This is a genomic window from Citrobacter farmeri (assembly GCF_019048065.1).
In the GTDB taxonomy this organism is placed as follows: Bacteria; Pseudomonadota; Gammaproteobacteria; order Enterobacterales; family Enterobacteriaceae; genus Citrobacter_A; species Citrobacter_A farmeri.
The window spans coordinates 4,165,142-4,191,226 of the sequence record NZ_CP077291.1; the positions used below are offsets into that span (position 1 = coordinate 4,165,142).

Sequence of the window (26,085 nt, forward strand, 5' to 3'; positions counted from 1 at the left end):
CCCGGACCTTAGTTCAGTTCAATGGCGAAGTAGTCACGCGCATTGTTAAAGCAAATATTTTTCACCATCTCACCCAGCAGTTGAATATCCGCCGGGGCTTCACCGGCCTGCACCCAGCGACCAATCATCTGGCACAGAATGCGGCGGAAGTACTCATGACGGGTGTACGAGAGGAAGCTGCGACTGTCGGTGAGCATGCCGACAAAACGGCTCAACAGGCCCAGTTGCGCCAGTTGGGTCATCTGACGTTCCATGCCATCTTTCTGATCGTTGAACCACCAGCCGGAACCGAACTGCATTTTGCCCGGCATTCCTTCCCCCTGGAAGTTGCCGATCATCGTCCCCAGCACTTCGTTATCGCGCGGGTTCAGGCAGTAGAGGATGGTTTTCGGCAACAGGTTCTCTTCATTCTGCTTGCTGAGCAGTTTTGACAGCTCTTCAGCCATCGGACGGTCATTGATGGAGTCAAAACCCACATCCGGCCCCAGCAGCTTGAACTGACGCAGGTTGTTATTGCGCAGCGCGCCAATGTGGTACTGCTGTACCCAACCACGACGCGCATATTCCGCGCCCAGGAACACCAGTACCGCAGTTTTGAACTGCGCCACTTCATGTTCGTTCAGCGTCTCACCCGCCAGGCGGCGTGCCAGAATGGTATCCAGTTCGGCCTCGCTGGCCTCAGCAAACAGCACCACGTCCAGCGCGTGGTCAGACACTTTGCAGCCATGCGCCGCGAAGTGATCCAGACGTTTAGTCAGCGCGCTTTGCAGATCGGTAAAGCGACGAATGTCGGTGTCAGACACTTCACCCAGTTTTGCCATGTAATCGTTAAAGGTCGCCTGCTCGATATTGAAGGCTTTATCCGGACGCCAGCTCGGCAAAACTTTCACGGAGAAGCTGCTGTCTTTCGCGACCGTTGCGTGATGCTCCAGCGTATCGATCGGATCGTCAGTCGTGCCGACCATTTTCACGTTCATCTGCTGCATGATGCCGCGCGCGGAAAATTTATCCTGCGCCAGCAACTCGTTGCACTGATTCCAGATCTCGTCCGCCGTTGACGGAGAAAGCAGCTTGCCCGTCACGCCAAACGGACGACGCAGTTCAAGGTGTGTCCAGTGGTATAACGGGTTGCCGATAGTATGCGGAACGGTCGCCGCCCACGCGTCAAACTTCTCGCGGTCAGAAGCGTCGCCGGTACACAGGCGCTCGGCAACACCGTTGGTGCGCATCGCACGCCATTTGTAATGGTCACCTTTCAGCCAGATGTCATACAGGTTATTGAATCGGTAGTCTTCGGCGATTTGCTGCGGCGGCAGATGGCAATGGTAATCGAAGATAGGCTGGTCTTTGGCGTAATCATGATACAGACGGCGGGCAAATTCAGTATCAAGTAGAAAATCTTCTGTCATAAACGGGGTCATTTTCGTCTTCCTCTCAACGAGTGCGTCTGATTGCTTATGTAGCGATGCTGACAAAGTTATCACACCAATTTCCACAGGCTGTAGATATTTTCGTGAGATAGATCAATAAATGCTGACAAATTATTTACCCTCAAAGAGGTAAACATCGCTCCAGACCGCGCCAGCCCTGGCGTCGCCAAATCGAAATAATGACCATGCTAAGATTCACACTTTTGTGATGGCACTCACCTTTTAAAGTTGTATGACAAGTTATCTTTCTGCCGTCGCGATACATAAGCAGACGGAATGCAAAATTACCGATGATTCATCATCGGATTAACCGGTACGGAAACCGAATTAGCAAAATTTATTTATGGCAACGTTCGGGCGAACCGGCTTTTAGTGGTTACCCCGTCGTAAACAGCATCCTCTGCCCCAGGCAGGAAGATGACCGCGATCCTTGCGGAAATAACAAAACGATGAGGTTTTACATGCGTAAAATTAAAGGGTTACGTTGGTACATGATTGCACTGGTGACGCTTGGCACCGTGCTGGGTTACCTGACGCGTAACACTGTGGCGGCAGCTGCGCCAACTCTGATGGAAGAGTTGCACATCTCCACCCAACAGTACTCCTATATCATCGCAGCCTATTCTGCTGCTTACACTGTCATGCAACCTGTTGCCGGCTATGTGCTGGACATACTCGGTACCAAAATAGGCTACGCAATGTTTGCCGTGCTATGGGCCGTTTTCTGTGGCGCGACCGCGCTGGCAGGAAGCTGGGGTGGCCTGGCGCTGGCTCGTGGCGCGGTCGGTGCGGCAGAAGCCGCGATGATCCCGGCGGGTCTGAAAGCCAGTTCCGAATGGTTCCCGGCGAAAGAGCGCTCCATTGCGGTCGGCTACTTTAACGTCGGTTCCTCTATCGGTGCGATGATTGCCCCGCCGCTGGTTGTCTGGGCGATCGTGATGCACAGTTGGCAGATGGCCTTCATCATCTCTGGCGTCCTGAGCTTCGTCTGGGCAATGTCCTGGCTTGTCTTCTATAAGCACCCGCGTGACCAGAAAAAACTGACGGACGAAGAACGCGACTACATTATTAATGGTCAGGAAGCACAGCACAAAAACAGCACCAAAAAGAAAATGTCACTCGTACAGATCCTGCGTAACCGCCAGTTCTGGGGTATCGCTCTGCCACGCTTCCTTGCAGAGCCAGCCTGGGGGACATTTAACGCCTGGATCCCGCTGTTCATGTTCAAAGTCTATGGCTTTAACCTGAAAGAAATTGCAATGTTCGCCTGGATGCCGATGCTGTTTGCCGACCTGGGTTGCATCGTGGGCGGTTACCTGCCTCCGCTGTTCCAGCGCTGGTTCGGCGTCAACCTGATTGTCTCACGTAAAATGGTCGTCACACTGGGTGCCGTACTGATGATTGGCCCAGGGATGATCGGTCTGTTCACCAGCCCGTACATCGCCATTATGCTGCTGTGTATTGGTGGTTTTGCTCACCAGGCGCTGTCCGGTGCGCTGATTACCCTCTCTTCTGACGTCTTTGGTCGTAACGAAGTGGCAACGGCGAACGGGCTGACCGGGATGTCCGCCTGGCTGGCAAGCACCTTGTTTGCCCTGGTGGTTGGTGCGCTGGCAGACACCATTGGCTTCAGCCCGCTGTTTGCAGTACTGGCCGTGTTCGACCTGTTGGGGGCGCTGGTTATCTGGACCGTGCTGCAAAACAAACCGGCCAGTGACGTCGACTCCGGCCCGCAGTTCGATAAACCGGCGGCGCAAAGTTAGCCTGCCGACGGATATCGCCTAAGCAAACCAGGCCGCCTGCAGGCACTCGCAGGCGGCTTTTTCGTTTCTGCGTGTAGAGCCAACCTCGTGAAAGTGGTATAACAAATACAGTCTGCCGTATCATGCCTGGAGTGCATATGGAAATCACTGAACCACGACGTTTATATCAACAACTTGCTGCTGATCTAAAAGAGCGCATCGAACAGGGCGTTTACCTGGTGGGCGACAAATTGCCTGCAGAGCGTTTTATTGCCGATGAAAAAAATGTCAGCCGTACCGTGGTTCGTGAAGCCATCATCATGCTGGAAGTCGAAGGATTTGTTGAGGTCCGTAAAGGTTCCGGCATTCATGTGATTTCCAATCAGCCGCGCCACCAGCAGGCTACTGACGAGTCGCTGGAATTTGCCAACTACGGGCCTTTTGAATTGCTCCAGGCGCGCCAGCTTATCGAAAGCAATATTGCGGAATTTGCCGCCACCCAGGTCACCAAACAGGACATCATGAAACTGATGGAGATCCAGGAACAGGCGCGCAATGAAAAATGTTTCCGTGATTCCGAATGGGATCTGCAATTCCACATTCAGGTGGCGTTAGCCACGCAGAACTCCGCGCTGGCCGCTATCGTGGAAAAAATGTGGACTCAGCGCAGTCACAACCCGTACTGGAAGAAACTGCACGAACACATTGATTCGCGCACCGTGGATAACTGGTGTGACGATCACGATCAAATCCTTAAAGCGCTGATCCGCAAAGACCCGCATGCGGCAAAACTGGCGATGTGGCAGCATCTCGAGAATACAAAAATCATGCTGTTCAATGAAACCAGCGACGATTTTGAATTTAATGCTGACCGTTACCTGTTTGCCGAAAATCCGGTGGTTCATCTCGATACGGCGGCTAACGCAACAAAATAAAATTTATTGATTCGACAGGCGCGCCGCTGCGCCTGTCAGTAAGCGAAAGGTATAAAGTGTCAGCCTGTGTAAATCCTCTCGCCACCCTCTCCTGCGATCAGCAAAATCACACTTCACGGACGTGTAATTTCTATAACGGACTACGTTGACCTTTGTTACAATTAGATGCAATTCGAATTTATGTTTGTTAGTGCTTGCTTACTTTATAACTTTTAACAGGGAATAGTTCAGGCCGCGGCTTTGCGCCGTCCGCACACCATGCAAAACATTAACAATGATGCGGCGTAGCAAACTTCTGAACCCGGCGTGACGTTAACCAATTCGACCTGGAATACTGAATGGAACTTTTGACTCAATTACTGCATGCCCTGTGGGCGCAGGATTTTGAAACACTGGCCAATCCTTCCATGATTGGCATGCTGTATTTTGTTTTATTTATGATTCTGTTTCTGGAGAACGGGTTGCTGCCAGCCGCCTTTTTGCCTGGTGACAGCTTGCTGGTTTTAGTGGGGGTGCTGATTGCTAAAGGCGCAATGGGCTTTCCGCAAACCATTCTGTTACTGACCGTGGCGGCAAGCCTCGGTTGCTGGTTGAGTTATATTCAGGGTCGATGGCTGGGCAATACCCGCATCGTACAAAACTGGTTATCGCACCTGCCCGCCCACTATCACCAACGCGCCCACCATTTGTTCCATAAACATGGCCTTTCCGCCCTGCTTATTGGCCGTTTTATCGCGTTTGTTCGTACCTTGCTGCCGACTATCGCTGGCTTATCCGGCCTGAATAATGCCCGCTTCCAATTTTTCAACTGGATGAGCGGGTTGCTGTGGGTGCTGATTTTGACCAGCCTGGGTTATTTGTTGGGGAAAACGCCGGTATTTCTGAAGTATGAAGATCAGTTGATGTCTTGCCTGATGCTGTTACCCGTTGTGCTGCTGGTGTTTGGCCTGGGCGGTTCACTGGTCGTCCTGTGGAAAAAGAAATACGGGAATCGAGGGTAAGGAATGCTGAAACCGCGCATAACGCTTAAACAACTGGCCTGGAGTACCGCCTTTCTGCTGGCGCTAAGCGCCATGCTGTTAGCCTGGTCAGCGGTTCGTCAGCAGGAATCGACGCTGGCGATCCGAGCCATCCACCAGGGGGCAAGCATGCCGGACGGTTTCTCGATCTGGCATCACCTCGACGCTAACGGTATTCGTTTTAAAAGCATTACTCCGAAGAATGACACTCTGCTCATCACTTTCGATTCCAGCGCCCAAAGTGCCGCAGCCAAAGCGGTACTCGACAAAACGCTGCCGCACGGTTACATCATTGCCCAACAGGATGATAACAATCAGGCCGTCCAGTGGTTGTCACGTTTACGTGATACTTCACATCGGGTAGGGTAATCTCCAGGAATCCGAATCATATCACCCACTTTGGTGATTTCAGCGATTAATGTCTATGATTAATGAGTCGATGGGTTAACCCTGTCGCTTTATCACTGGATCATCGTTCCTGAATTCATGGGAACGAGTCACAATGGAAGGTTCAAGAATGAAATACCGCATCGCTTTCGCAGTTTCCCTTTTCGCTCTCAGTGCCGGCAGCTATGCCAACACCCTCTGTCAGGAGAAAGAGCAGGATATTCAACGGGAAATCAGCTACGCCGAAAAGCACAATAACCAAAACCGTATCAATGGGTTGAAAAAAGCGCTCAGCGAAGTCAGGGCCCACTGTACTGACAGCAAGCTGCGTGCCGATCATCAGGAAAAAATTGCTGAACAGAAAGAAGAGATCGCCGAGCGTCAGCGCGATCTCGCTGAAGCGAAGCAAAAAGGCGATGCGGACAAAATTGCCAAACGCGAGCGCAAGCTGGCTGAAGCCCGGGCTGAACTGAAAGAGCTTGAGGCTCGCGACTACTAAGCATCAGTACCACTTACTCACCTGGAGAAAACTATGTCGAAAGAAAACACATCGGAACATCTGCGCGCTGAGTTGAAATCCCTGGCCGATACGCTGGAAGAGGTGCTGAACTCCTCTGGTGATAAATCGAAGGAAGAGTTGAGTAAGATCCGCAGCAAAGCCGAGCGTGCGCTGAAAGAGAGCCGCTATCGCCTCGGTGAAACGGGCGATGCCATTGCTAAGCAGACACGTGAAGCCGCTGCGCGTGCTGACGACTATGTGCGCGAAAATCCGTGGACCGGCGTCGGGATTGGTGCAGCGGTAGGCGTTGTGCTGGGCGTCCTGCTGTCGCGTCGTTAATGATGGCGGATCCTCATCACGCACAAGGGCCCGGGAAAAGCGTTCTGGGAATCGGGCAGCGGATTGTCACTATCCTCGTTGAGATGGTGGAAACCCGGTTGCGTCTGGCCGTGGTCGAGCTGGAAGAAGAAAAGGCGAACCTTTTTCAGCTTCTGCTGATGCTGGGACTCACCATGCTCTTTGCTGCATTTGGTTTGATGAGCCTGATGGTGTTAATCATCTGGGCCGTTGACCCGCAGTATCGGCTCAATGCGATGATCGCTACCACGGTCGTTTTGCTGGCTCTGGCACTTATTGGCGGGATATGGACGCTGCGCAAAGCGCGGCGCTCCACATTGTTACGTCATACCCGCCATGAACTGGCAAATGACCGGCAATTGCTCGAGGAGGAGAGTCGTGAGCGGTAAAGTCGAACGTGCACAACGTAAGGCCCGACTGCTTCGTGAGATCCAACAGCAACGGCTGGATCTTTCAGCCAGTCGTCGTGACTGGCTGGAAGCCACGGGCGCTTACGATCGTGGCTGGAACACGCTGCTCAGCTTGCGCTCATGGGCGCTGGTCGGCAGCAGCGTGATGGCGGTCTGGACAATTCGCCACCCTAACCTGCTCGTGCGCTGGGCAAGGCGTGGGGTCGGCCTCTGGAGCGCGTGGCGGCTGATCAAAAAGACGTTGCGCTCGCCTGTCGCCTGATGGCGCTTCGCTTATCAGGCCTACGCACTCGACCTCCTCCTACTTCGCCTGATGGCGCTTCTCTTATCCGACTCTCGCACTCAATATGTAGGCCGGATAAGGCGTAGCCGCCATCCGGCAACTGCAATATCGCGCCACTACAAAATCAAAATTTTTGAAAAATATTGACAGTTTTCCTTGCTAACAATTCTCATTCTGCACGCTTATGATTCTCTCCATCGACAGCAATGACGCGGAACCTCGCGAAATTGCGCTAAAAAACAAAATCAGTAGTCTGTGTGGTTTCCTGGAGAGAAGAATGAAAAAATTAGAAGATGTTGGTGTACTGGTAGCGCGTATTCTGATGCCAATCCTGTTTATTACCGCAGGTTGGGGAAAAATCACTGGTTACGCAGGCACCCAACAGTATATGGAAGCGATGGGCGTTCCGGGATTCCTGCTGCCACTGACCATTTTGCTTGAGTTTGGCGGCGGTCTGGCGATTCTGTTCGGTTTCCTGACCCGTACCACCGCGCTGTTTACCGCAGGCTTCACGCTGCTGACCGCGTTTATCTTCCACAGTAACTTTGCTGAAGGTGTTAACTCACTGATGTTCATGAAAAACCTGACCATTGCTGGCGGCTTCCTGCTGCTGGGTATCACCGGTCCGGGCGCATTCAGCATCGACCGCGTACTGAACAAAAAGTGGTAAGCACTCTATAATGAATGAAAAGAACGAGGGGATTTTCTCCTCGTTTTTGCTATCTGAGGGAAAGAAATCATGGGACAACTGATCGACGGCGTCTGGCATGACACCTGGTATGACACCAAATCTACCGGGGGAAAATTTCAACGTTCTGTATCGGCATTCCGTAACTGGCTCACTGCGGATGGCACACCCGGCCCTTCTGGTGAGGGGGGTTTTGCGGCAGAAAAAGACCGCTATCACCTGTATGTTTCACTCGCCTGTCCGTGGGCGCATCGGACGTTAATTCTGCGTAAGCTCAAGGGACTGGAGCCGTTTATCTCCGTCTCGGTTGTGCATCCATTGATGCTGGAAAATGGCTGGACCTTTGACGATGATTTCCCGGCGGCCACGGGTGATACCTTATATCAGCACGACTTTCTGTATCAGCTTTACCTGCACGCCGATCCCCATTACAGCGGTCGCGTCACCGTTCCAGTCTTGTGGGATAAAAAGAACCATACGATTGTCAGCAATGAATCCGCTGAAATCATCCGCATGTTCAATACGGCGTTTGATGCGCTGGGTGCAAAAGCCGGGGACTACTATCCCCCTGAGCTACGCAATAAGATCGACGAACTGAACAGCTGGATTTATGACAACGTTAACAATGGCGTTTATAAAGCAGGCTTTGCCACCAGTCAGCAAGCCTATGATGATGCCGTAGAAAACGTCTTTACCGCGCTGGCGCGACTGGAGCAGATCCTCGGTCAGCATCGCTATCTGACGGGCAACCGCCTGACCGAGGCGGATATTCGTTTATGGACAACGCTCGTCCGCTTTGATCCGGTGTATGTCACACATTTCAAATGCGACAAGCATCGCATCAGCGACTATCTCAACCTGTATGGTTTCCTGCGTGATATTTATCAGCTGCCGGGCATCGCGGAAACGGTCAACTTTGAGCATATTCGCAACCACTATTTCCGCAGCCATAAGACCATTAATCCGACGGGCATTATTTCCATTGGTCCGTGGCAGGATCTCGACGAACCCCACGGGCGTGACAGCCGTTTCGCTGAATGAATCCAGGCACCCTTCAGGGTGCCTTATTAATTCCCCATTCAAATATTTACCACCTAATCATTCGCAACTATTCTTATTTTGATTGCTTCTAAAACAAGTGATTGTCATAAGGTTGAGACGAAAATGGACTGGTATATAAACGTTTTATGCAATTACGTCGGCTTCGGCGGTCGGGCCCGCCGCAAAGAGTTCTGGATGTTTATGCTGGTCAACATCATCTTCGCGTTCGTACTGGGCGTTCTGGATAAGATGCTTGGCTGGCAGCGTGCCGGAGGAGAAGGGGTACTGACGACGATTTACGCGATCCTCGTCTTTTTACCCAACTGGGCCGTTCAGTTCCGACGACTGCACGATACCAATCGAACCGCGTGGTGGCTGGTATTATTATTGATTCCCGTCATCGGCTGGCTGGTGATCATCCTCTTTAGCTGTCAGGACGGCACGCCCGGCGAAAACCGTTTCGGACCCGACCCTAAACAAAATGAAAGGCGTTGAGCGGCTTCGGGGCAATCAGTTTGCCCCGAATATGATAATCCGGAAGAAAATCGACGCTTACTTCCTGGCAAACAGTTTTGGAATTTCACGCAGACACCAGGCTTTGGCTTCGCCCATACTGTCTCGCCGCCAGGCCATAATGATGTCAATCTCGCTGGTCGATTCCGGACTGACCACGCGCAGTCGCCCTTCGGCAATATCCTGTTCCACCAGCGGATAAGGCATCGTCGCTACCCCTAATCCTGCCAGTAGCGCCTGACGCTTATCTTCGATGGTGCTGACGGTGAGCCGCGCTTGTTTATCCAGCAGTTGTACGGTTAATACCGGACGTTCACGCGCAGTATCCGCGACCGCGACGCCGCGATACTTCACACGCGTCACTTCCGAGAGCGGTTCTGGCTCCTGATGAATCGGGTGATCCGGCGCAGCAACATAGACGTTCATCAGGGTATACAGCTTGCGGGAGTTAATTTCAGACGACGAGCGAAAGTGCATGTCCGGAGCAACCACGATATCCGCCCTGCCCTGTTCCAGCCGCTCCCATGCCCCGGCCAGCACCTCGGTTATCACCGAAAGCTGCGTATTGGCTTTGAGGGCCAGTTTATCGATAAGCGGGAAAAAGGCCGGGGTTGGCACCAGCGCCTCGGTCACAATCGTCAGATGCGTCTCCCACCCTCGCGCCAGCGCCTCGGCGTCCGTGGTGAGCTTATCAGCCGCCTCCAGCAAGACGCGTCCTCTTTCCAGCAGCATGCGCCCAACGTTAGTAAATTTTGTACGATGCCCGGAGCGGTCAAACAGCACCACATCCAACTCTTCTTCCAGCTTCTGCATGGTGTAGCTGAGTGCAGACGGCACGCGTCCCAGTTCATCTGCTGCCGCAGCAAAACTACCGCGGCGATCTATCGCGTCCATTACGCGTAATGCCTCAAGCGTTAATGCCCTTTCTTTGGCCATATCGTTCTCATTCAGGAAATTTGAACATACCGGGCAGAATATCTGGCTAACAATGCAGCGTCCAGCCCCTTAACATAAAAGGAAGTAAAGAGAGGTCAAGAACTATGATTACTACCCGAACAGCCAAACAATGCGGACAAGCAGACTACGGATGGCTGCAGGCCCGTTATACCTTCTCCTTTGGACACTACTTCGACCCGAAACTGCTGGGCTACGCGTCGCTGCGCGTGCTCAATCAGGAAGTGCTGGCGCCCGGCGCGTCCTTCCAGCCGCGCACCTGGCCAAAGGTGGACGTGCTCAACCTGATTCTTGAGGGCGTTGCTGAGTATCGTGACAGTGAAGGCAACCATGTGCAGGCCCAGGCGGGTGAAGCATTGCTGCTCGCGGCCCAGCCGGGTATCAGCTACAGCGAGCACAATGTCAGCAAAGACAAACCGCTTACGCGTATGCAGCTGTGGCTCGACGCCTGTCCTGAGCGCGAGAATGCCCTGGTGCAAAAGACGAAACTGACAAAGGCTAAACAGCAGTTGATCGCTTCACCCGACGGCGAGAACGGCAGCCTGCAACTGCGCCAGCAGGCGTGGGTACACCAGATCGAGCTGAATCAAGGCGAGTCGCTGAGTTTTCAGCTCCACGGTCCGCGTGCCTATTTGCAGTCGATTCACGGCACCTTTCACGCGGTGACCCACGATGAAACACGTGAATCGCTAACCTGCGGCGACGGCGCTTTTATTCGTGACGAAGCTAACATAACGCTCGTTGCCGATACGCCATTGCGTGCTTTGCTGATAGATTTGCCGGTGTAATGGGTAATGGAGTTGCATATGAGCAAGAAAGCGAAAAAACAGGCCCCGACCGTCAAATCCGACGTTGCACAGACGCCTCCCGCCCCTCGTGCTTTTGGCTACGAGGAGATGTTGACTGAGCTGGAAGCGATTGTTTCCGATGCCGAAGTTCGGTTAGCCGAAGAGGACGAAATCGCCTGAGGCCCGTTGCCGGATGACAGCGCAATCGCCTTATCCGGCCTACAAACGTGTTTTACCGTAGGCCCGATTAGCGAAGCGCCATCGGGCACTCAGACATCCGCTTAATGCGCTTTACGGGCCATGATCTCGATGATCTGTTTGTCCGTTTGCTGCATTGAATGACATGCCAGCGCGCACAGGTTGGCAATAGACTGCTCCACATTGTGCGCCACAATCCCCTCGTTACCCGTGACCGACGTATCGTCCAGCGCCATCAACACCGCCTTCCACGCCGCAGAGGCACTGGTGGACACTTTCATCGCGCAACTGTTGGATGCCCCATCACAAATCATTCCACTTACATCACCAATCATGCTGCTGATCGCCATCGAAATCGTGCTATAGCGCCCTTCGTCTACCAGCCAGGCCATCCCTGCTGCTGCGCCCATCGCAGCCGTCGTTGCCGCGCACAGCGCCGACAGACGCGGAAGCTGATGGTGTATATAGATAGCACTCAGATGAGAAAGCATCAGCGCACGCGCCAGTTTCTCTTCGTCCGCGCCAAAGTGCTCGGCGACAACCATCACCGGCACCGTGGCGGTGATCCCCTGATTACCGGAACCGGAGTTACTCATGGCAGGCAGCGTCGCGCCGCCCATGCGCGCATCCGACGCCGCGCTGGTCCGGATGAGGATCGCCGTCGAGAGATCGTTCGCCAGCAGACCGCGAGCACACTGCTTTTCCATCGTCGCGCCGATGTGCAGCCCCCAGTTTCCCCGCAGCCCTTCCTGTGACAATGCGCCGTTGAGTCGGGCGGCGTCGAGAATAAAACGGATGGCGTTAAACGGCACCGTATTCACAAACGCCAGAATCTCTTCCAGCGAGGTCTCAGAAAGCACCGCCAGCGGCGATTCCTGCGTCTCACCGCTGGCGCTCGCTTGCTGAGAAAACTTCACGCCGTTATGGGTTTCGATACGCACAATATGGGTATGACCGCCGACAATGGTGACGCACGCCCAGCCGTCATGGCTATAGACCTTCGCCCGGGAAAACAGGATGTCGTCACACGGTTGCTGCAACATCACTGATACCTTACCGGCTTTCAGCATCGCCTTCGCATCGGCAATCGCCTGTGCGGAGGCATCTTTCAACACCTCCAGTCCGGCACCGGGGTCTCCACCCAGCGCCCCCAACGCAGCGGCGATAGGCAACCCGACCATGCCGGTTCCCGGCACCGTCACCCCCAATCCGTTTTTCATCAGATTGGGCGAGACCCAGGCATCGATTCGCTCCACCGACCCCTTCAGTTCAGAGGCCGCCACCGCCGCAGCCAGCGCAAGGGAAACGGGTTCCGTACAGCCCAGCGCCGGTTTCACCTCCTCCTGTACTGCGCGGATGAAACGTGACCACAACGGATTTTTTATCGTCTCAGACATAACAACAACCTTCAGGATAAATCAGGAAAAAGCCAGGAACGGAGATACGCACAGCAGCAAACCGGTGACGATAATCAGATACAGCGACGCCCCTTTGTATTTGTGCAGTGCAGGAACTTTGTAGACCAGCCAGGCGGGGATCAAACATCCCACCATGCCGAAAATAGGGCTACAAATCGATGTAAAACTCAGAACCGGCGCGTTGAGCACAATAGCGCTCCAGGCCAGTAAAATGGCAAACAGCATGATGCCGCGCTGCACCAGCGTTTCATTGATCTTCTCAGCAGGCAGCTTGCGGCGCAGGATGTTCATCGCAATCCCCTGCGTCGCTTCGCGGAAACCTAAGTAGACGCCAAAGAACGCAGTCATCACGGCGAAAATGTTCAGGATGACACTCACGACTTTCACCCAACCGGCACCTGCGCCGCTGATGAACTGCGCGGCAATCGCCAGGGCGGAAATATTCTGCTCATAGGCTTTAACCGCTTCATCGTGTCCCATGGCCAGCGTAAAGGAGACGGCGTAGAAGAAGACGGTGACAAACAAAATGCCGAAGGCAATGTTCATGGCGCGTAGCGCTTTGTGACGTGCAACCTCGACGGATTTCTCACGGGAGCGGTAGGAGATCACCATCGGGCTCAGCGTCTGGATAAACAGGATCGAGGTCAGGGTAAACGGCAACGTGATAATCGCGTTCTTCACCAGCAACGCCATCGGCGGTAATGCACCAATATTGTACAGATGCCACATGCCAACCATCGACACACCCAGTGCCGCCACGACCAGCAGTTTAGTCAGCACCATACCGGTAGAGATTTTGAACAGCAGTTTCTCACCGCGCGAGGAGATAGCAACGAGGATGCAGATCAGCACCAGGCCATAGAAGGGATTATCGGACAGGAGTCCCTCTGTCACGCCAAAGGTATGCAGATAGGAGGCGCTGTCGTTGGTGATGGCCGTGGAATAGACGAACATCCAGATGACCAGCATCACGAAGTACAGCGCACCTAACAGAATGCCCCAGTTTTTCCCCAGATATCCGCTGATAACGCTGGGATAGTCTTTACATTCCGGGGATTCCGCCAGCGTATTGATAAACAAACGCTGAAACAGATACATGGCGGGATAACCAATAATCGATGAGAGCAAGAAGACCCACAGTCCCATCAAACCAACCTGAACCGGGAGAAAAACAATCCCCGCGCCAATCGCCATTCCAATACTCATAATGACCCAACCGGTGTCGGTACTGTCGAATTTAATCGCTTCCCGCCACTCACTCTCTGTCATGCCAGCCCGGCGCGCCGGGGCGCTGGCGTCGAGAATGACACTACTGTTCGTTGCCGTTTCCATAAAATTCTCGCTCATTATGTAGGGTACGTTTTTATTTTTTGTCGTGCCGCATCAAGGCGATACGCGGTACGGGATATGCAGGCGAGTCATTAGAATGGAAAAAAGCATACGCTCAGGTTCAGAGAAAAACGTCACAAAATAACCCTGACATTTTCTAAAAGTTAAGAAATTTTTTCTATCAAAAAATGATATTGTGTTATTTATTTCTAAATTTGAAAGAGATCACAACAAAAAAGAACACCAACGTGTGCTTTTAGATGACTGACAATGGATGAAATACCCGATGGCGCAAGCTGATCGGGCCTACAAACGGTGAACGTGTAGGCCGGATAAGGCGACAGCCGTCATCCGGCAAGCTTTCTGGCGTTAGCTAACTGCACACCACTTTGATCGCCAGGCCGCCGCGCGATGTTTCGCGATACTTATCATTCATGTCCTTACCCGTCTCGTACATGGTCTCGATGACCTTATCCAGCGAGACGCGCGGTTCGGAGGTACGGCGTAGTGCCATGCGTGCGGCGTTAACGGCTTTAACCGCGTTGATCGCATTGCGTTCAATACAGGGAATCTGCACCTGCCCGGCCACCGGGTCACAGGTCAGGCCAAGGTTATGCTCCATCGCGATTTCCGCCGCGATACAAACCTGTGCCGGACTGCCGCCCAGCAGTTCAGTCAACCCCGCTGCGGCCATTGAACTGGCCACGCCGATTTCGCCCTGACAACCGACTTCCGCCCCGGAAATTGACGCATTCATTTTGTACAGCGCTCCAATGGCTCCGGCCGCCAGCAGGTAGCGGGCAATGGAATTAGCATTCAACGGGCGACGGAATTTATCGTAATAGGCCAGCACTGCCGGAATAATGCCGCATGCACCGTTGGTTGGCGCAGTGACCACACGACCGCCTGCCGCATTCTCCTCACTCACGGCGAGCGCAAACATGTTGATCCAGTCGATGACGTTCATCGGATCGCTGGAGAGACTGTCACTGGAGACCAACAGACGGCGTAACGCCACCGCGCGACGCGGCACATTCAGCGGACCGGGTAAAACCCCTTCGGTATTCATCCCGCGCTCAATACCCCCCTGCATTACCTCCCAGATCTGCGCGAACCCGGCATCAATCTCCGCCTTACTGCGCAGCGCCAGTTCGTTTTGCATCATCAGTCCGGAGACCGAAAGACCGTTGTGCTCGCACAGTTTCAGCAATTCTCTGGCGGAATGAAAATCATAAGGGACCGGCGTTTCCACGTCGTGCGCCTGACCAAAGCGTTCTTCCTCAACGATAAACCCGCCGCCAATCGAGTAGTAGGTTTTACTCAGTAGCCTCTCCTGGTTTTCCCAGGCGGTGATCCGCATTCCGTTCTCATGCCGTGGCAGCGTCTCTTCATGAAAAACAATGCTGTCGGCAACCGGGAAATCAACGACATGCGTACCTTCAGCGACCGGCAAGCGGCCAGTACGGGCAACCTCGCCAATAAACGCGGGGATGGCGTCAATGTTGACGCTTTGCGGACTGTTTCCGGCCAGCCCCATCATAATGGCGGTATCGGTCGCATGGCCTTTTCCCGTCAGCGACAGTGAACCATACAGATCAACCGACATGCGCGTCGTGCGCGATAAGCGTCCACTGCTGACCAGTTGATCGATAAAGCGTTTTCCTGCGTTCATCGGCCCTACGGTATGGGAGCTGGAAGGACCAATGCCAGGTTTGAAAATATCGAATGCGCTAATCATTTTTACACCCTCGGACTCGTTCAGTGGAGACCAGGTCTTCATACGCATAATGAATCGGGGCGATCCGCAGACCGCCCCGATAACGTTACATCGCCTGGGTGAAAGTACGCGAAATGACGTCCTGCTGCTGCTCACGGGTGAGCGCGTTGAAGCGCACAGCGTAGCCGGAGACACGGATCGTCAGATTCGGATAGTTTTCCGGATGTTCAATGGCATCCAGTAACATTTCCTTGTTCATTACGTTAACGTTCAGGTGCTGCCCACCTTCCACGTGTGCTTCATGGTGGAAGTAACCATCCAGCAACCCGACAAGGTTGGTTTTCCGCACCGGATCCTCTTTCCCAAGTGCCGCAGGCACAATCGAGAAGGTGTACGAAATCCCGTCTTTCGCGTAGGTGAACGGTAGTTTCGCTACAGAGGTCAGCGAGGCGACAGCCCCTTTGCGGTCACGCCCGTGCATCGGGTTAGCACCCGGCGCGAATGGCGTTCCGGCGCGACGTCCGTCCGGGGTATTGCCGGTTTTCTGCCCGTACACCACGTTGGAGGTGATAGTCAGAATCGACTGTGTCGGTACCGCGTTCCGGTAGGTCGGTAACACTTTAATTTTCTTCATAAAGCGTTCGACCAGATCGCAGGCGATGCTGTCCACGCGCTCGTCGTTATTGCCGTATTGCGGATATTCCCCTTCAATCACAAAATCGACCGCCAGCCCGTTGTGGTCGCGCACCGGTTTCACCGTCGCGTACTTGATTGCCGAGAGCGAATCCGCCGCTACCGACAGCCCGGCAATCCCGCACGCCATCGTGCGATAGACGTCGCGATCGTGCAGCGCCATCAGCGATGCTTCGTAGCTGTACTTGTCGTGCATGTAGTGGATGATGTTCAGTGCGCTGATGTACTGCACCGCCAGCCAGTCCATAAAGTGGTCCAGACTGTCCATCACGGTGTCGTAATCCAGCACGTCGTCCAGCAGCGGCGCGGTTTTCGGCCCCACCTGGATTTTCAGCTTCTCATCCACACCACCGTTGATCGCATAAAGCAGCGTTTTGGCGAGGTTGGCGCGCGCACCAAAGAACTGCATCTGCTTCCCGATCACCATCGGGCTCACACAGCAGGCAATCGCGTAGTCATCGCTGTTGAAGTCGGTACGCATCAGATCGTCGTTTTCATATTGCAGCGACGAGGTGACGATGGAGACCTGCGCGGCATACTTTTTAAACGCAATCGGCAACGCTTCTGACCACAGTACGGTGAGGTTTGGTTCCGGAGCCGGTCCCATCGTGTGCAGCGTGTGCAGGTAACGGAAAGCGTTTTTGGTCACCAGCGTACGACCATCCAACCCCATCCCGCCGATCACTTCCGTCGCCCAGATCGGGTCGCCGGAGAACAGCGTGTCAAATTCCGGCGTACGCAGGAAACGCACCATGCGGATCTTCATGATGAAGTGGTCGATCAGCTCCTGCGCCTGTTGCTCTGTCAGGATCCCGGCGTTGAAGTCGCGCTCAATGTAGATATCAAGGAACGATGCAGTGCGGCCCAGCGACATCGCGCCGCCGTTTTGTGATTTCACTGCCGCCAGATAGGCAAAGTAGACCCACTGTACCGCCTCCTGCGCGTTACGCGCTGGACGAGAGATATCACAGCCATATTTCGCCGCCATCTCCTGCATTTGCAGCAGTGCGCGACGGTGCTCAGCCAGCTCTTCACGCAGGCGAATCGTGGCTTCCAGACTCTGTCCCCATTCCAGATTCGACTGGAGATCGGCAAACTGCAGTTCACGTTCACGCACCAGATAGCGGATACCGTACAGTGCCACGCGACGGTAGTCACCGATGATACGTCCACGACCATAGCCGTCCGGCAAACCAGTCAACACGCCGGATTTACGGCAGCGCAGCATGTCCGGGGAATAGGCGTCAAAAACGCCCTGGTTGTGCGTTTTACGCAGTTCAGTGAACAGGTACTCGAAGTTCGGGTCCATTTCACGACCATACGCATCGAACGAGCTTTTGATCATGTTGACGCCGCCAAACGGGTGCAGCGCGCGCTTCAGCGGTTTATCCGTTTGCAGACCGACGATCTTCTCCAGTTCTTGTTCAATGTAACCCGCATCGTGTGCGGTAATGGTGGTGGCAATATTGGTGTCGAAATCGACTGGCGCATGCGTCGCGTTTTCGATACGAATGCCCGCCATTACTTTTTCCCACAATGCGGTGGTTGCAGGCGTTGCATCAGCAAGGAAGGATTCATCCCCTTCATAAGGCGTATAGTTGTGCTGAATAAAATCACGGACATTAATTTCTTCTTTCCAGTCCGTACCCTTAAAACCACGCCATGCTTCGGCATACAGCATATCGCTGGTATCGATATCTACCTTCATGAAAAATAATCTCTCTACAGAACAACAAATAAATTAGGCGTATTCCACGGCTGCGTTAATGCGGCCTAATTGAATCGCATCGAGCGCAATCATTTTTTCTTCGTTCGTTGGGATCACGGCGCAAATAACCCGGCTGTCCTGGGTTGAAATAATGCGCTCGCCATGAGAATTCGACAGGTTATTTCGATCGCTGTCGATACTTACACCCAGCACCGCCAGATGTTCAACCACCAGACGACGAATTAATACCGAGTTCTCGCCAATACCACCGGTGAAAATAATGCCGTCCAGACGGTGTAACGAAGCTGCATGTCCGGCAATATGACGGGCAATTCGGTGTACAAACGTTTTAATCGCCAGCTGTGCGCGCTCATGCCCTTCATGCCAGGCTTTTTCCAGCACCCGCAGGTCAGACGACAGGCCAGAAATCCCAAGCAAACCGGACTCTTTATTCACTACCCGCTCCAGATCGCTCAGAGTCTGATGGGTTTCACTGGCTACCCACGCCATCGCGCCGAAGTCCACATCGCCGCTGCGCGTGCCCATCATCAGTCCTTCCAGCGGCGTCATCCCCATGGAGGTGTCGACACTGTGACCATTACGGACAGCGCAAATTGACGCACCGTTGCCGAGATGGGCAATCACCAGGCCGGAGTCCTGTTCGGACAGCGCTAACAGCTCATGTGCACGTTGAGAAACATAGCGGTGCGACGTGCCGTGAAAACCGTAGCGCCGCACGCCCAGTTCTTCAAAGTACTTCCACGGCAGACCATACAGGTAAGCCTCAGGCGCCATGGTCTGGTGGAAACTGGTATCAAATACCGCCACTTGTGTAACGCCAGGGAAAAGATGCTGTGCGGATTCAATCCCGCTCAGGTTCGCGTAATTATGTAACGGTGCCAGGGGTGAAACACGGCGAATATTATCAATAACCTCATCGGTAATAATCGCTGACTCCGTAAAGATATTTCCACCGTGAGCAATACGGTGGCCAATTAAGGCCACGCTGTCATTTAAATTACGTTTTTCCAGTTCAAAAGCAATCGCCTTTAATGCGCCTTCGTAGCTGTGGTGAGCCAGTGTGACTGGCTCACCTCCATTTACAGATAAGAACGCATTTTCCGAGTTAATACCATCCGCAATACCTGCCATTAATACGTCGCAGTTATTTGCATCCAGTACTGAAAACTTAATTGAAGACGAACCACAATTAATCACCAGAACTATCGGAAATTCATTCATTTCACTACTCCGCTCATCCTGAGCATAAGGATTAAAACAGTTTGTACACGATGTTCAGAATGGTCAGCAGACCGATGACGGTGACAAACACGTTATCCAGACGACCACGGTATTTTGCCAGCGACGGAGCCTTACGGATGGCGTACATCGGCAGCAGGCACAGCAGCGAGGCAATAATCGGTGCACCCATTGCTTCAATCAGGTCCAGAATGTTCGGGTTGGCGTAGGCCACAACCCAGGTGGAGCCCATGATGAAGATCATGCTGATGGTGTTGAGCTTACCCATGGAGACTTTGGTCTTATCGCCCTTATAACCAAACTTCAGCACCAGACCGTTCAGCCCTTCCAGCGTTCCCAGGTAGTGGCCGAAGAAGGATTTGAAAATGGCAACCAGCGCAATAATAGAGGCACCATATTCCAGCACGGTGGCAAACGTCGATTTCGTACCGGACAGGGAAGCGAAATGGTTTGCCAGATAAGACAGTACCGGAATGTTCTGCGCTTTCGCATCTGCCATGTTTGCCGGAGAGAGCGTGAACAGGCAGCTAAAGGCAAAGAACATGACCACAGCCACCATCAGCATGCTGGCGCGAGAGATGATCTGAGAACATTTCTGCTCGGTGTATTCACGACCAAAATCTTTCTCGTATTCTTCACGTTTTGAGACCACGAAAGACGAGACGATCGGCGAGAAGTTGAACGAGAACACCATGATGGAGATCCCCAGCCACACGGTGACCAGAATGCCATCATGACCGGTAAGCGCGATATTACTGAGATCAACCTGATCGATCACCGCAGAGTTCCAGTAAGGGATCAGCGACAGCGAGATCAGCACCAGGCTGGCAATGAACGGCCATACCAGGTAGCTCATCACTTTAACCATCAGGTCCTTACCAAACCAGATAACGAACGCCATCAGCAGCAGCAGGAACAGGGCCACAAAGCCGCGGTTCAGCGCCGGCATCTGCAGCTGGTTTTCCCAGAACGTCATGAACGTGTTGGTAATAGTAACGCCATAGATCCACAGCAGCGGACAAATCGCGAAGAAATAGAGGAACGTGATAACCACGCCACCCGTCTTACCAAAGTGCTCTTCTACCGTTTCAGTGATGTTGCCGGACGGGTTTGACCCGGACAGACACAAACGCGCCAGCGCGCGGTGGCAATAAAAGGCGATGGGGTACGCCAGTACCAACATCAAAAGAATGGGGATTAAGCCGCCAAACCCTGCGCGGATGGGGAAGAACAACACCCCGGCGCCGATGGCAGTACCAAATAAACCCAGTGTCCAGGTGGTGTCTGATTTACGCCAGGACGACTGTTTTGTCTGGCTGGATACAATGCTGTCAGTAGTACTCATATCCTATCCTCAACGAAGAGATTAATAGCCGGATTTACGCGTCAGCTAAACCCGTAATTTGCGATACACGAGAAAGATCGATATTTCCGCCAGAAATAATGCTGACCGTTTTTCTGTTCTGGATATAGCCGTCTAATTTCCCGCTTAATAAAGCAGCACATGCCAGTGCACCTGCACCTTCTGTCACCACTTTATTGCGTTGAATTAAAGCAATCATGCTGTTGCGAATTTCGTCTTCGCTGACGAGAACAATGTCATCCACTAATTCACGCACAATTTCGTAGGTTAATTTACCCGGGCGGGAAACGTCACAACCGTCCGCCAGGGTGCCGGTCGTTCGGTGCGTGGTTATTTCTCCAGCCTGGTAAGACGCCGCCATGCCGTGCACGTTTTCAGACTGCACGCCAATCACTTTAATAGTCGGGTTAATTGATTTAATGGCGATAGCAATACCTGCAATTAAACCGCCACCGCCGATAGGAACAATCACGTTATCGACGTCATACAGATCTTCCATAATTTCCAGACCGATGGTGCCCTGGCCGGCAATCACTTTCGGATCGTCATATGGCGGAATAAAAATACGCCCTTCCATTTCGACAATCTCACTGACCTTGGCAATAGTGTCGTTAAAATTGTCACCGTGCAGTACCACTTCCGCTGAGTAGTCGCAGGTGGCGGCCACTTTCGACTTCGGTGCGCCCTTCGGCATCACCACTTTGCCATCAATACCCAACATCGCGCAGGAGAGGGAAACCCCTTGTGCGTGGTTACCCGCTGAACAGGCCACAACGCCTTTGCGTTTTTCTGCATCCGTCAATGAGCTGAGCTTGTTAAATGCGCCACGAATTTTAAATGAACCCGTACGCTGCATGTTTTCAAATTTAAGGAATATTTCCCCTTTGCACCGCTCACTAAAATAGTTGGAGCGAGGCATGCCTGTTTTATATATTTTCCCCGCCAGTCTTTTTTTTGCTTCGAGGATATCTTCAATGGCAACCGGGAGATCGTAAGTAATGTGCATTGTAACCTCTTACCTGATAGTAAAGTAATAGATAGCCGTAACCAACGTCTGATATAAAGAACGATGGTATGAATTAAGGATTAAATTAAATTTAATCGGTTAGTTGATTTCAATTAATTGCTTTCGTCTGCAACCTTTATAAGATGAATACTCTTTGGCTAATTCAACCAAAACAGATGCGGCTTTTTTAATACGATAGTTTTTTGACCATATTGCGGCATAGCGCGCAATGGGTAACGATTCTTCTACAGGGAGAGTAATAAACTGGTTTGAACCAAATGGTGCGGCCATATCGCACGGAATCACTGTCAGAAAATCAGCATTGAGAACAAGATTATAAATGGTCACAACCGAGTCGGTTTTAACGATGTTTTCGATGCTGATGCCATTTCTTTGCAGGGTGGTGAGGAGTTCGCTGTAGTAGCCCATATTCGTTTGTGGCAACACCCACTGTTCGTTCTGCAACGATTCCAGCGTGGTGGTGCCGGTGCATGTTCGGGACTTATTCGCCACCAGCACGAACTCCGACTCAAAGAGCGGCTCGACGTGCAGATCCTGCAATTTCATTTCGTCGCTGAGCGTACCAATCGCGAAGTCCAGTCGCCCGTCGCGGATCGCCGGCAGAAATGAGGAGAGTTGCGCCTCATACATGGAGACCTGCGATTTTGGGTAGACCTCTTTAAACTTCTGGATCATATCGGACATAAAGGTAAAACCAATCAGCGAAGGAAACCCGAATGAGATATCAACCACCGTGTTGTCGGTCATGCTGTTCATCTCATTCACCATGTTCTTCATCTCACGGGTGATGGATTCGGACCAGGAGAGTAAAACCTGTCCGGCATGGGTTAAGGTGACACCGGTATTTTTGCGAACCACCAACTCAACACCGAAATAAGCTTCAATATCGTTAATAATTTTACTAACAGCCGGTTGAGTTAACCCTAATTCTTTTGCCGCAGAACCGATAGAACCGCTTCTGATTACTTCCTGAAAGACCACCAACTGCTGTGTTTTAGGGAGAGCGAACGTATTCATATCGACCTGCGTTAATAACTTTGTTGACGGCGTGAAGTGTAACAAATTACGTGAAGCAGGATATGTGCGACTACTCACAAATTGCCTTCACCTATATTTCAAGTGGTTATTATAAAATAAATAAACCACTTAAATTCAATTAGTTACATAAATACCATGTCACTTTAGTCTGATTTTTGTCAAAAAAAGAGGGGGGGATAACAATATTTTATGGCGATAACACAGGTTATTTTTACATCACGTTTAAAAATGAGGAATGACGATATTTCAAGCAATTATCGAGCAGTTAATGGTCAAGTTTTTCATTAAATTTAATAAGTAATTTATCAAATATAATTATATTTGGCACGTAAGTTGGGTTAAATAACGTTATACATCACGTTTTTTTGCCTTATTTGTTTATAAAGAAACATTGAATTTATCATTAATTAAATATATACACACAAATAATTATCATTAACAACAATATATTAACACTGGCATTTTTCGTTTTTTCAGAGTGTAATTTTACCTAAGAGAACGTTTGCTTTTCATTTCTCCCGACAAACAAACCAATGGCAGCGTTTTGTGTTGCCGCTCACAGAACCAGAAATCTCTTATTTGCGAGCAGCTCAAAACCATGCCGGATGGCGATGCTATCGCATCTTATCCGGCCTACAGGAGCGGAGACAACGTTCGCAGGCCTGATAAGCGAAGCGCCGTCAGGCAACAGCGCTGTAGCAGCCTGTAAAAGCAAAAACCCGCCGAAGCGGGTTTTTACATTAGAAGGTGAAGCTGACCGATAAGCCGGGTTCTGTCGTGGACAGTCATTCATCTAGGCCAGCAATCGCTCACTGGCTCAAGCAGCCTACCCGGGTTCAGTACGGGCCGTACCTTATGAACCCCTATTTGGCCTTGCTCCGGGTGGAGTTTACCGTGCCACGGACTGTTACCAGCCGCGCGGTGCGCTCTTACCGCACCCTTTCACCCTTACCTGATCCCACTTGCGTGGGCCATCGGCGGTTTGCTCTCTGTTGCACTGGTCGTGGGTTTCCCCCCCAGGCGTTACCTGGCACCCTGCCCTATGGAGCCCGGACTTTCCTCCCCTCCGCCTGTCTCCCCCGAAAGGGACGACGACGAAGCGGCGACTGTCTGGTCAGCTTCGGCGCGCAGTATAGTGGGTTTGCACGTCCTTGTCACCCTACGCTGCGCATTCCCACCGCCAGCGTCGCCGCAATGTTTCGCGATGCCCGGTAAATATTGTCAAATGCGCCGCGAAAAGCCTCTTCCAGAGTCCCAATACTGGTCAATACGCTGAAGACAGCATCGATTCCATATTGATGCACCACGCCGACATCCCGCGTCAGACTGCCGGCAATACCAATCACCGGTTTGTGATACTTCTTCGCTACGTTCGCCACGCCAATCGGCACTTTGCCGTGAATGCTCTGGCTGTCGATACGTCCTTCACCGGTAACAACCAGCGTACAGTCGTGAATATGTTCTTCCAGATTGAGCGCCTGGGTGACGATCTCAATCCCGCTTTTCAACTCCGCGCCGAGGAATGCCATCAGCGCCGCTCCCATGCCGCCCGCCGCGCCTGCGCCAGGCACATTCTGCACATCCACACCCAGCGATTTTTTAATGATGCCCGCGTAGTGAGCCAGATTGCGGTCCAGTTCGAGAATCAGCGCCTCCGTCGCCCCCTTTTGCGGCCCAAAGATCCGCGAGGCGCCCAGTTCACCCACCAGCGGATTAGTCACATCACAGGCGACGCGGATAGCACAGTTTTTTATGCGCGGATCGAGACCAGACACATCGATGGTATTGAGACTGTTCAGGCTGCCACCGCCGTAGCCAATTTCAGTTCCGTTGGCATCACACAGCTTCGCCCCCAGCGCCTGAACCATCCCGGCTCCGCCGTCATTGGTCGCACTCCCGCCAATGCCGATAATAATATTGCTCGCCCCACTGTCCAGCGCCTGCAAAATAAGCTCCCCGGTGCCGCGAGAAGTGGTAATCAGTGGATTACGTTTTTCAGGAGGTACCAGCGCCAGTCCGCTGGCTGCCGCCATTTCAATAAACGCGGTCCTTCCATCGCCTGACATGCCCCAGTTGGCATTCACTTTTTCACCCAGCGGTCCGGTCACCAGAGCGGAATGTGCAGAACCGTGCGTGGCGGCAATCATGGCTTCAACCGTTCCCTCACCACCATCGGCGACCGGAACAGAAACATACTTCGCATCGGGGAAAATTTCCCGAAATCCTTTTTCTATCGCCTGAGCTACCTCAGTAGCAGAAAGGCTTTCTTTATAAGAGTCTGGGGCAATTACGATTTTCATGATGATCGCCTGTTACTGCACAACGCCGGATGGCGTTTTACTTATCCGGCCTACAATCCAGGCCCGGATCGCGACGCGTCATCCGGGCACAAGGTCATTAGCGAGTGACTTCCACTTTCGCCAGTTTTTCGTAATAGCATGCCAGCGCACTGTGGTCAGCGGTTCCCAGGCCGTCAGCACGCAGCGCCTGCATCATCTCCATGACCGCCGCGGTCAGCGGAAGCTGAGCACCAACACCGTGAGACGTATCCAGCGCATTAGCCAGATCTTTAATATGCAAATCGATACGGAAACCCGGCTTGAAGTTACGGTCCATTACCATCGGTGCTTTCGCATCCAGTACGGTACTGCCTGCCAGGCCACCACGGATCGCCTGATAGACCAGATCCGGGTTGACGCCGGCTTTCGTCGCCAGCGTCAATGCTTCAGACATCGCCGCAATGTTCAGCGCGACAATCACCTGGTTTGCCAGCTTGGTGACATTACCCGCGCCGATATCACCGGTATGAACAACGGAACCCGCCATTGCCTTCAGTAAATCGTAGTACTTATCGAAAATCGCTTTGTCGCCGCCAACCATTACCGATAACGTGCCGTCAATCGCCTTCGGCTCACCGCCACTCACCGGCGCGTCCAGCATATCGATGCCTTTGGCTTTCAGCGCATCGCTGATCTCACGGCTCGCCAGCGGTGCGATGGAGCTCATATCGATCAACACCGTCCCCGGTTTCGCCCCTTCAATAATGCCGCCTTCGCCCAGCGCAACCTCTTTCACATGCGGAGAGTTCGGCAGCATGGTGATGATGACATCACACTGCTCAGCAATCGCTTTGGCGTTAGAAGCGGTTTCTGCACCTGCCGCGATAACATCAGCGATCGCTTCAGGATTACGGTCAGAAACCACCAGCGAGTAACCTGCTTTCAGGAGGTTTTTACTCATTGGTTTACCCATGATACCCAGGCCAATAAAACCAACTTTCATCGTCAT

At 52.6% G+C, this 26,085-nt stretch carries 25 protein-coding genes and 1 other RNA gene; 13 read left to right on the top strand and 13 right to left on the bottom strand.

Annotated features, from left to right (window positions below):
* Nucleotides 1-8: 8 nt before the first annotated feature.
* Nucleotides 9-1,421, bottom strand: coding sequence for a glucuronate isomerase (uxaC, locus tag I6L53_RS19560; protein ID WP_042325248.1), 1,413 nt, complete (start codon nucleotides 1,419-1,421; stop codon nucleotides 9-11).
* Between the two features lie 470 nt (nucleotides 1,422-1,891).
* Between uxaC and I6L53_RS19565 the strand changes: the two genes are divergently transcribed.
* The 11 genes from I6L53_RS19565 (at nucleotide 1,892) to I6L53_RS19615 (ending at nucleotide 9,286) form a co-directional block, all read left to right on the top strand.
* Nucleotides 1,892-3,193, top strand: coding sequence for an MFS transporter (locus tag I6L53_RS19565; RefSeq protein WP_042325335.1), 1,302 nt, complete (start codon nucleotides 1,892-1,894; stop codon nucleotides 3,191-3,193).
* 137 nt (nucleotides 3,194-3,330) lie between these two features.
* Nucleotides 3,331-4,107 carry a transcriptional regulator ExuR gene (exuR, locus tag I6L53_RS19570; RefSeq protein WP_042325246.1) on the top strand — a complete coding sequence of 259 codons (777 nt, stop codon included), beginning with the start codon at nucleotides 3,331-3,333 and terminating at the stop codon, nucleotides 4,105-4,107.
* Between the two features lie 338 nt (nucleotides 4,108-4,445).
* On the top strand, nucleotides 4,446-5,108 hold the full coding sequence (gene yqjA / locus I6L53_RS19575; RefSeq protein WP_042325244.1) for a DedA family general envelope maintenance protein YqjA: 663 nt from the start codon (nucleotides 4,446-4,448) through the stop codon (nucleotides 5,106-5,108).
* Between the two features lie 3 nt (nucleotides 5,109-5,111).
* Nucleotides 5,112-5,495: an EnvZ/OmpR regulon moderator MzrA gene (gene mzrA / locus I6L53_RS19580; RefSeq protein ID WP_042325243.1), complete on the top strand. Its 384-nt coding sequence runs from the start codon at nucleotides 5,112-5,114 to the stop codon at nucleotides 5,493-5,495.
* A 148-nt stretch (nucleotides 5,496-5,643) separates the two neighbouring features.
* Nucleotides 5,644-6,012, top strand: a complete 369-nt coding sequence (locus I6L53_RS19585) for a DUF1090 domain-containing protein (protein WP_042325241.1) — start codon at nucleotides 5,644-5,646, stop codon at nucleotides 6,010-6,012.
* Between the two features lie 33 nt (nucleotides 6,013-6,045).
* On the top strand, nucleotides 6,046-6,351 hold the full coding sequence (locus tag I6L53_RS19590; protein WP_042325238.1) for an ElaB/YgaM/YqjD family protein: 306 nt from the start codon (nucleotides 6,046-6,048) through the stop codon (nucleotides 6,349-6,351).
* Nucleotides 6,352-6,353: 2 nt separating this feature from the next.
* Nucleotides 6,354-6,758 (top strand): phage holin family protein, encoded by a 405-nt coding sequence (locus I6L53_RS19595; RefSeq protein WP_042325334.1) that lies wholly within the window; start codon nucleotides 6,354-6,356, stop codon nucleotides 6,756-6,758.
* Nucleotides 6,748-7,041 carry a YqjK-like family protein gene (locus I6L53_RS19600; RefSeq protein ID WP_042325236.1) on the top strand — a complete coding sequence of 98 codons (294 nt, stop codon included), beginning with the start codon at nucleotides 6,748-6,750 and terminating at the stop codon, nucleotides 7,039-7,041. Before I6L53_RS19595 ends, I6L53_RS19600 begins: the two co-directional genes overlap by 11 nt.
* A 298-nt stretch (nucleotides 7,042-7,339) precedes the next feature.
* On the top strand, nucleotides 7,340-7,732 hold the full coding sequence (locus I6L53_RS19605; protein ID WP_040073926.1) for a DoxX family protein: 393 nt from the start codon (nucleotides 7,340-7,342) through the stop codon (nucleotides 7,730-7,732).
* A 69-nt stretch (nucleotides 7,733-7,801) separates the two neighbouring features.
* A complete protein-coding gene (locus tag I6L53_RS19610; RefSeq protein ID WP_042325233.1) occupies nucleotides 7,802-8,791 on the top strand; it encodes a glutathione S-transferase family protein in 990 nt (329 codons plus the stop codon).
* Nucleotides 8,792-8,914: 123 nt separating this feature from the next.
* The gene (locus tag I6L53_RS19615; RefSeq protein WP_042325231.1) at nucleotides 8,915-9,286 is read left to right on the top strand and encodes a DUF805 domain-containing protein; all 372 of its coding nucleotides are present in this window, start codon (nucleotides 8,915-8,917) and stop codon (nucleotides 9,284-9,286) included.
* A 57-nt stretch (nucleotides 9,287-9,343) separates the two neighbouring features.
* Here the strand turns inward: I6L53_RS19615 and yhaJ are convergent, their stop codons facing one another.
* Nucleotides 9,344-10,240 carry a DNA-binding transcriptional regulator YhaJ gene (yhaJ, locus tag I6L53_RS19620; RefSeq protein WP_042325229.1) on the bottom strand — a complete coding sequence of 299 codons (897 nt, stop codon included), beginning with the start codon at nucleotides 10,238-10,240 and terminating at the stop codon, nucleotides 9,344-9,346.
* Between the two features lie 104 nt (nucleotides 10,241-10,344).
* Here yhaJ and I6L53_RS19625 point away from each other — a divergent pair, with 104 nt between their 5' ends.
* Together I6L53_RS19625 and I6L53_RS19630 are read left to right on the top strand one after the other, a co-directional pair.
* Nucleotides 10,345-11,046: a pirin family protein gene (locus I6L53_RS19625; RefSeq protein ID WP_042325226.1), complete on the top strand. Its 702-nt coding sequence runs from the start codon at nucleotides 10,345-10,347 to the stop codon at nucleotides 11,044-11,046.
* Between the two features lie 18 nt (nucleotides 11,047-11,064).
* Nucleotides 11,065-11,226 (top strand): hypothetical protein, encoded by a 162-nt coding sequence (locus I6L53_RS19630; protein ID WP_042325225.1) that lies wholly within the window; start codon nucleotides 11,065-11,067, stop codon nucleotides 11,224-11,226.
* 101 nt (nucleotides 11,227-11,327) lie between these two features.
* Here the strand turns inward: I6L53_RS19630 and I6L53_RS19635 are convergent, their stop codons facing one another.
* From I6L53_RS19635 to garR, 11 genes are all read right to left on the bottom strand, one after another.
* Nucleotides 11,328-12,641, bottom strand: a complete 1,314-nt coding sequence (locus tag I6L53_RS19635) for an L-cysteine desulfidase family protein (protein WP_042325224.1) — start codon at nucleotides 12,639-12,641, stop codon at nucleotides 11,328-11,330.
* 21 nt (nucleotides 12,642-12,662) lie between these two features.
* Complete coding sequence (locus tag I6L53_RS19640) at nucleotides 12,663-13,994, bottom strand: SLC5/6 family protein (protein WP_042325222.1); 1,332 nt, start codon at nucleotides 13,992-13,994, stop codon at nucleotides 12,663-12,665.
* Between the two features lie 370 nt (nucleotides 13,995-14,364).
* Nucleotides 14,365-15,729 carry an L-serine ammonia-lyase gene (gene tdcG, locus I6L53_RS19645; protein WP_042325220.1) on the bottom strand — a complete coding sequence of 455 codons (1,365 nt, stop codon included), beginning with the start codon at nucleotides 15,727-15,729 and terminating at the stop codon, nucleotides 14,365-14,367.
* An 85-nt stretch (nucleotides 15,730-15,814) separates the two neighbouring features.
* Nucleotides 15,815-18,109: a formate C-acetyltransferase gene (gene pflB, locus I6L53_RS19650; RefSeq protein WP_042325218.1), complete on the bottom strand. Its 2,295-nt coding sequence runs from the start codon at nucleotides 18,107-18,109 to the stop codon at nucleotides 15,815-15,817.
* A gap of 33 nt (nucleotides 18,110-18,142) precedes the next feature.
* Entirely contained in the window at nucleotides 18,143-19,351 is a 1,209-nt protein-coding gene (gene tdcD / locus I6L53_RS19655; protein ID WP_042325216.1) for a propionate kinase, read from the bottom strand.
* A gap of 31 nt (nucleotides 19,352-19,382) precedes the next feature.
* The gene (gene tdcC / locus I6L53_RS19660) at nucleotides 19,383-20,714 is read right to left on the bottom strand and encodes a threonine/serine transporter TdcC (protein WP_042325213.1); all 1,332 of its coding nucleotides are present in this window, start codon (nucleotides 20,712-20,714) and stop codon (nucleotides 19,383-19,385) included.
* A gap of 34 nt (nucleotides 20,715-20,748) precedes the next feature.
* The gene (gene tdcB, locus I6L53_RS19665; protein WP_042325211.1) at nucleotides 20,749-21,738 is read right to left on the bottom strand and encodes a bifunctional threonine ammonia-lyase/L-serine ammonia-lyase TdcB; all 990 of its coding nucleotides are present in this window, start codon (nucleotides 21,736-21,738) and stop codon (nucleotides 20,749-20,751) included.
* A gap of 99 nt (nucleotides 21,739-21,837) precedes the next feature.
* Complete coding sequence (gene tdcA / locus I6L53_RS19670) at nucleotides 21,838-22,776, bottom strand: transcriptional regulator TdcA (protein ID WP_042325209.1); 939 nt, start codon at nucleotides 22,774-22,776, stop codon at nucleotides 21,838-21,840.
* A gap of 766 nt (nucleotides 22,777-23,542) precedes the next feature.
* Nucleotides 23,543-23,919: RNase P RNA component class A (gene rnpB, locus I6L53_RS19675), an RNA gene on the bottom strand.
* Nucleotides 23,920-23,951: 32 nt separating this feature from the next.
* Nucleotides 23,952-25,097, bottom strand: a complete 1,146-nt coding sequence (gene garK, locus I6L53_RS19680) for a glycerate 2-kinase (RefSeq protein ID WP_042325207.1) — start codon at nucleotides 25,095-25,097, stop codon at nucleotides 23,952-23,954.
* Between the two features lie 97 nt (nucleotides 25,098-25,194).
* On the bottom strand, nucleotides 25,195-26,085 hold the full coding sequence (gene garR, locus I6L53_RS19685) for a 2-hydroxy-3-oxopropionate reductase (RefSeq protein WP_042325204.1): 891 nt from the start codon (nucleotides 26,083-26,085) through the stop codon (nucleotides 25,195-25,197).

Bases quoted from the DNA above. Each gene is read 5' to 3' on its own strand.
- I6L53_RS19630 (WP_042325225.1), top strand. From the start codon at position 11,065: ATGAGCAAGAAAGCGAAAAAACAGGCCCCGACCGTCAAATCCGACGTT.
- garK (WP_042325207.1), bottom strand. From the start codon at position 25,097: ATGAAAATCGTAATTGCCCCAGACTCTTATAAAGAAAGCCTTTCTGCT.
- exuR (WP_042325246.1), top strand. From the start codon at position 3,331: ATGGAAATCACTGAACCACGACGTTTATATCAACAACTTGCTGCTGAT.
- I6L53_RS19625 (WP_042325226.1), top strand. From the start codon at position 10,345: ATGATTACTACCCGAACAGCCAAACAATGCGGACAAGCAGACTACGGA.
- I6L53_RS19640 (WP_042325222.1), bottom strand. From the start codon at position 13,994: ATGGAAACGGCAACGAACAGTAGTGTCATTCTCGACGCCAGCGCCCCG.
- tdcA (WP_042325209.1), bottom strand. From the start codon at position 22,776: ATGAATACGTTCGCTCTCCCTAAAACACAGCAGTTGGTGGTCTTTCAG.
- tdcC (WP_042325213.1), bottom strand. From the start codon at position 20,714: ATGAGTACTACTGACAGCATTGTATCCAGCCAGACAAAACAGTCGTCC.
- I6L53_RS19590 (WP_042325238.1), top strand. From the start codon at position 6,046: ATGTCGAAAGAAAACACATCGGAACATCTGCGCGCTGAGTTGAAATCC.
- tdcB (WP_042325211.1), bottom strand. From the start codon at position 21,738: ATGCACATTACTTACGATCTCCCGGTTGCCATTGAAGATATCCTCGAA.
- tdcG (WP_042325220.1), bottom strand. From the start codon at position 15,729: ATGATTAGCGCATTCGATATTTTCAAACCTGGCATTGGTCCTTCCAGC.
- I6L53_RS19635 (WP_042325224.1), bottom strand. From the start codon at position 12,641: ATGTCTGAGACGATAAAAAATCCGTTGTGGTCACGTTTCATCCGCGCA.
- tdcD (WP_042325216.1), bottom strand. From the start codon at position 19,351: ATGAATGAATTTCCGATAGTTCTGGTGATTAATTGTGGTTCGTCTTCA.
- yqjA (WP_042325244.1), top strand. From the start codon at position 4,446: ATGGAACTTTTGACTCAATTACTGCATGCCCTGTGGGCGCAGGATTTT.
- pflB (WP_042325218.1), bottom strand. From the start codon at position 18,109: ATGAAGGTAGATATCGATACCAGCGATATGCTGTATGCCGAAGCATGG.
- I6L53_RS19565 (WP_042325335.1), top strand. From the start codon at position 1,892: ATGCGTAAAATTAAAGGGTTACGTTGGTACATGATTGCACTGGTGACG.
- garR (WP_042325204.1), bottom strand. From the start codon at position 26,085: ATGACGATGAAAGTTGGTTTTATTGGCCTGGGTATCATGGGTAAACCA.
- I6L53_RS19595 (WP_042325334.1), top strand. From the start codon at position 6,354: ATGGCGGATCCTCATCACGCACAAGGGCCCGGGAAAAGCGTTCTGGGA.
- I6L53_RS19610 (WP_042325233.1), top strand. From the start codon at position 7,802: ATGGGACAACTGATCGACGGCGTCTGGCATGACACCTGGTATGACACC.
- I6L53_RS19605 (WP_040073926.1), top strand. From the start codon at position 7,340: ATGAAAAAATTAGAAGATGTTGGTGTACTGGTAGCGCGTATTCTGATG.
- I6L53_RS19615 (WP_042325231.1), top strand. From the start codon at position 8,915: ATGGACTGGTATATAAACGTTTTATGCAATTACGTCGGCTTCGGCGGT.
- I6L53_RS19585 (WP_042325241.1), top strand. From the start codon at position 5,644: ATGAAATACCGCATCGCTTTCGCAGTTTCCCTTTTCGCTCTCAGTGCC.
- mzrA (WP_042325243.1), top strand. From the start codon at position 5,112: ATGCTGAAACCGCGCATAACGCTTAAACAACTGGCCTGGAGTACCGCC.
- uxaC (WP_042325248.1), bottom strand. From the start codon at position 1,421: ATGACCCCGTTTATGACAGAAGATTTTCTACTTGATACTGAATTTGCC.
- yhaJ (WP_042325229.1), bottom strand. From the start codon at position 10,240: ATGGCCAAAGAAAGGGCATTAACGCTTGAGGCATTACGCGTAATGGAC.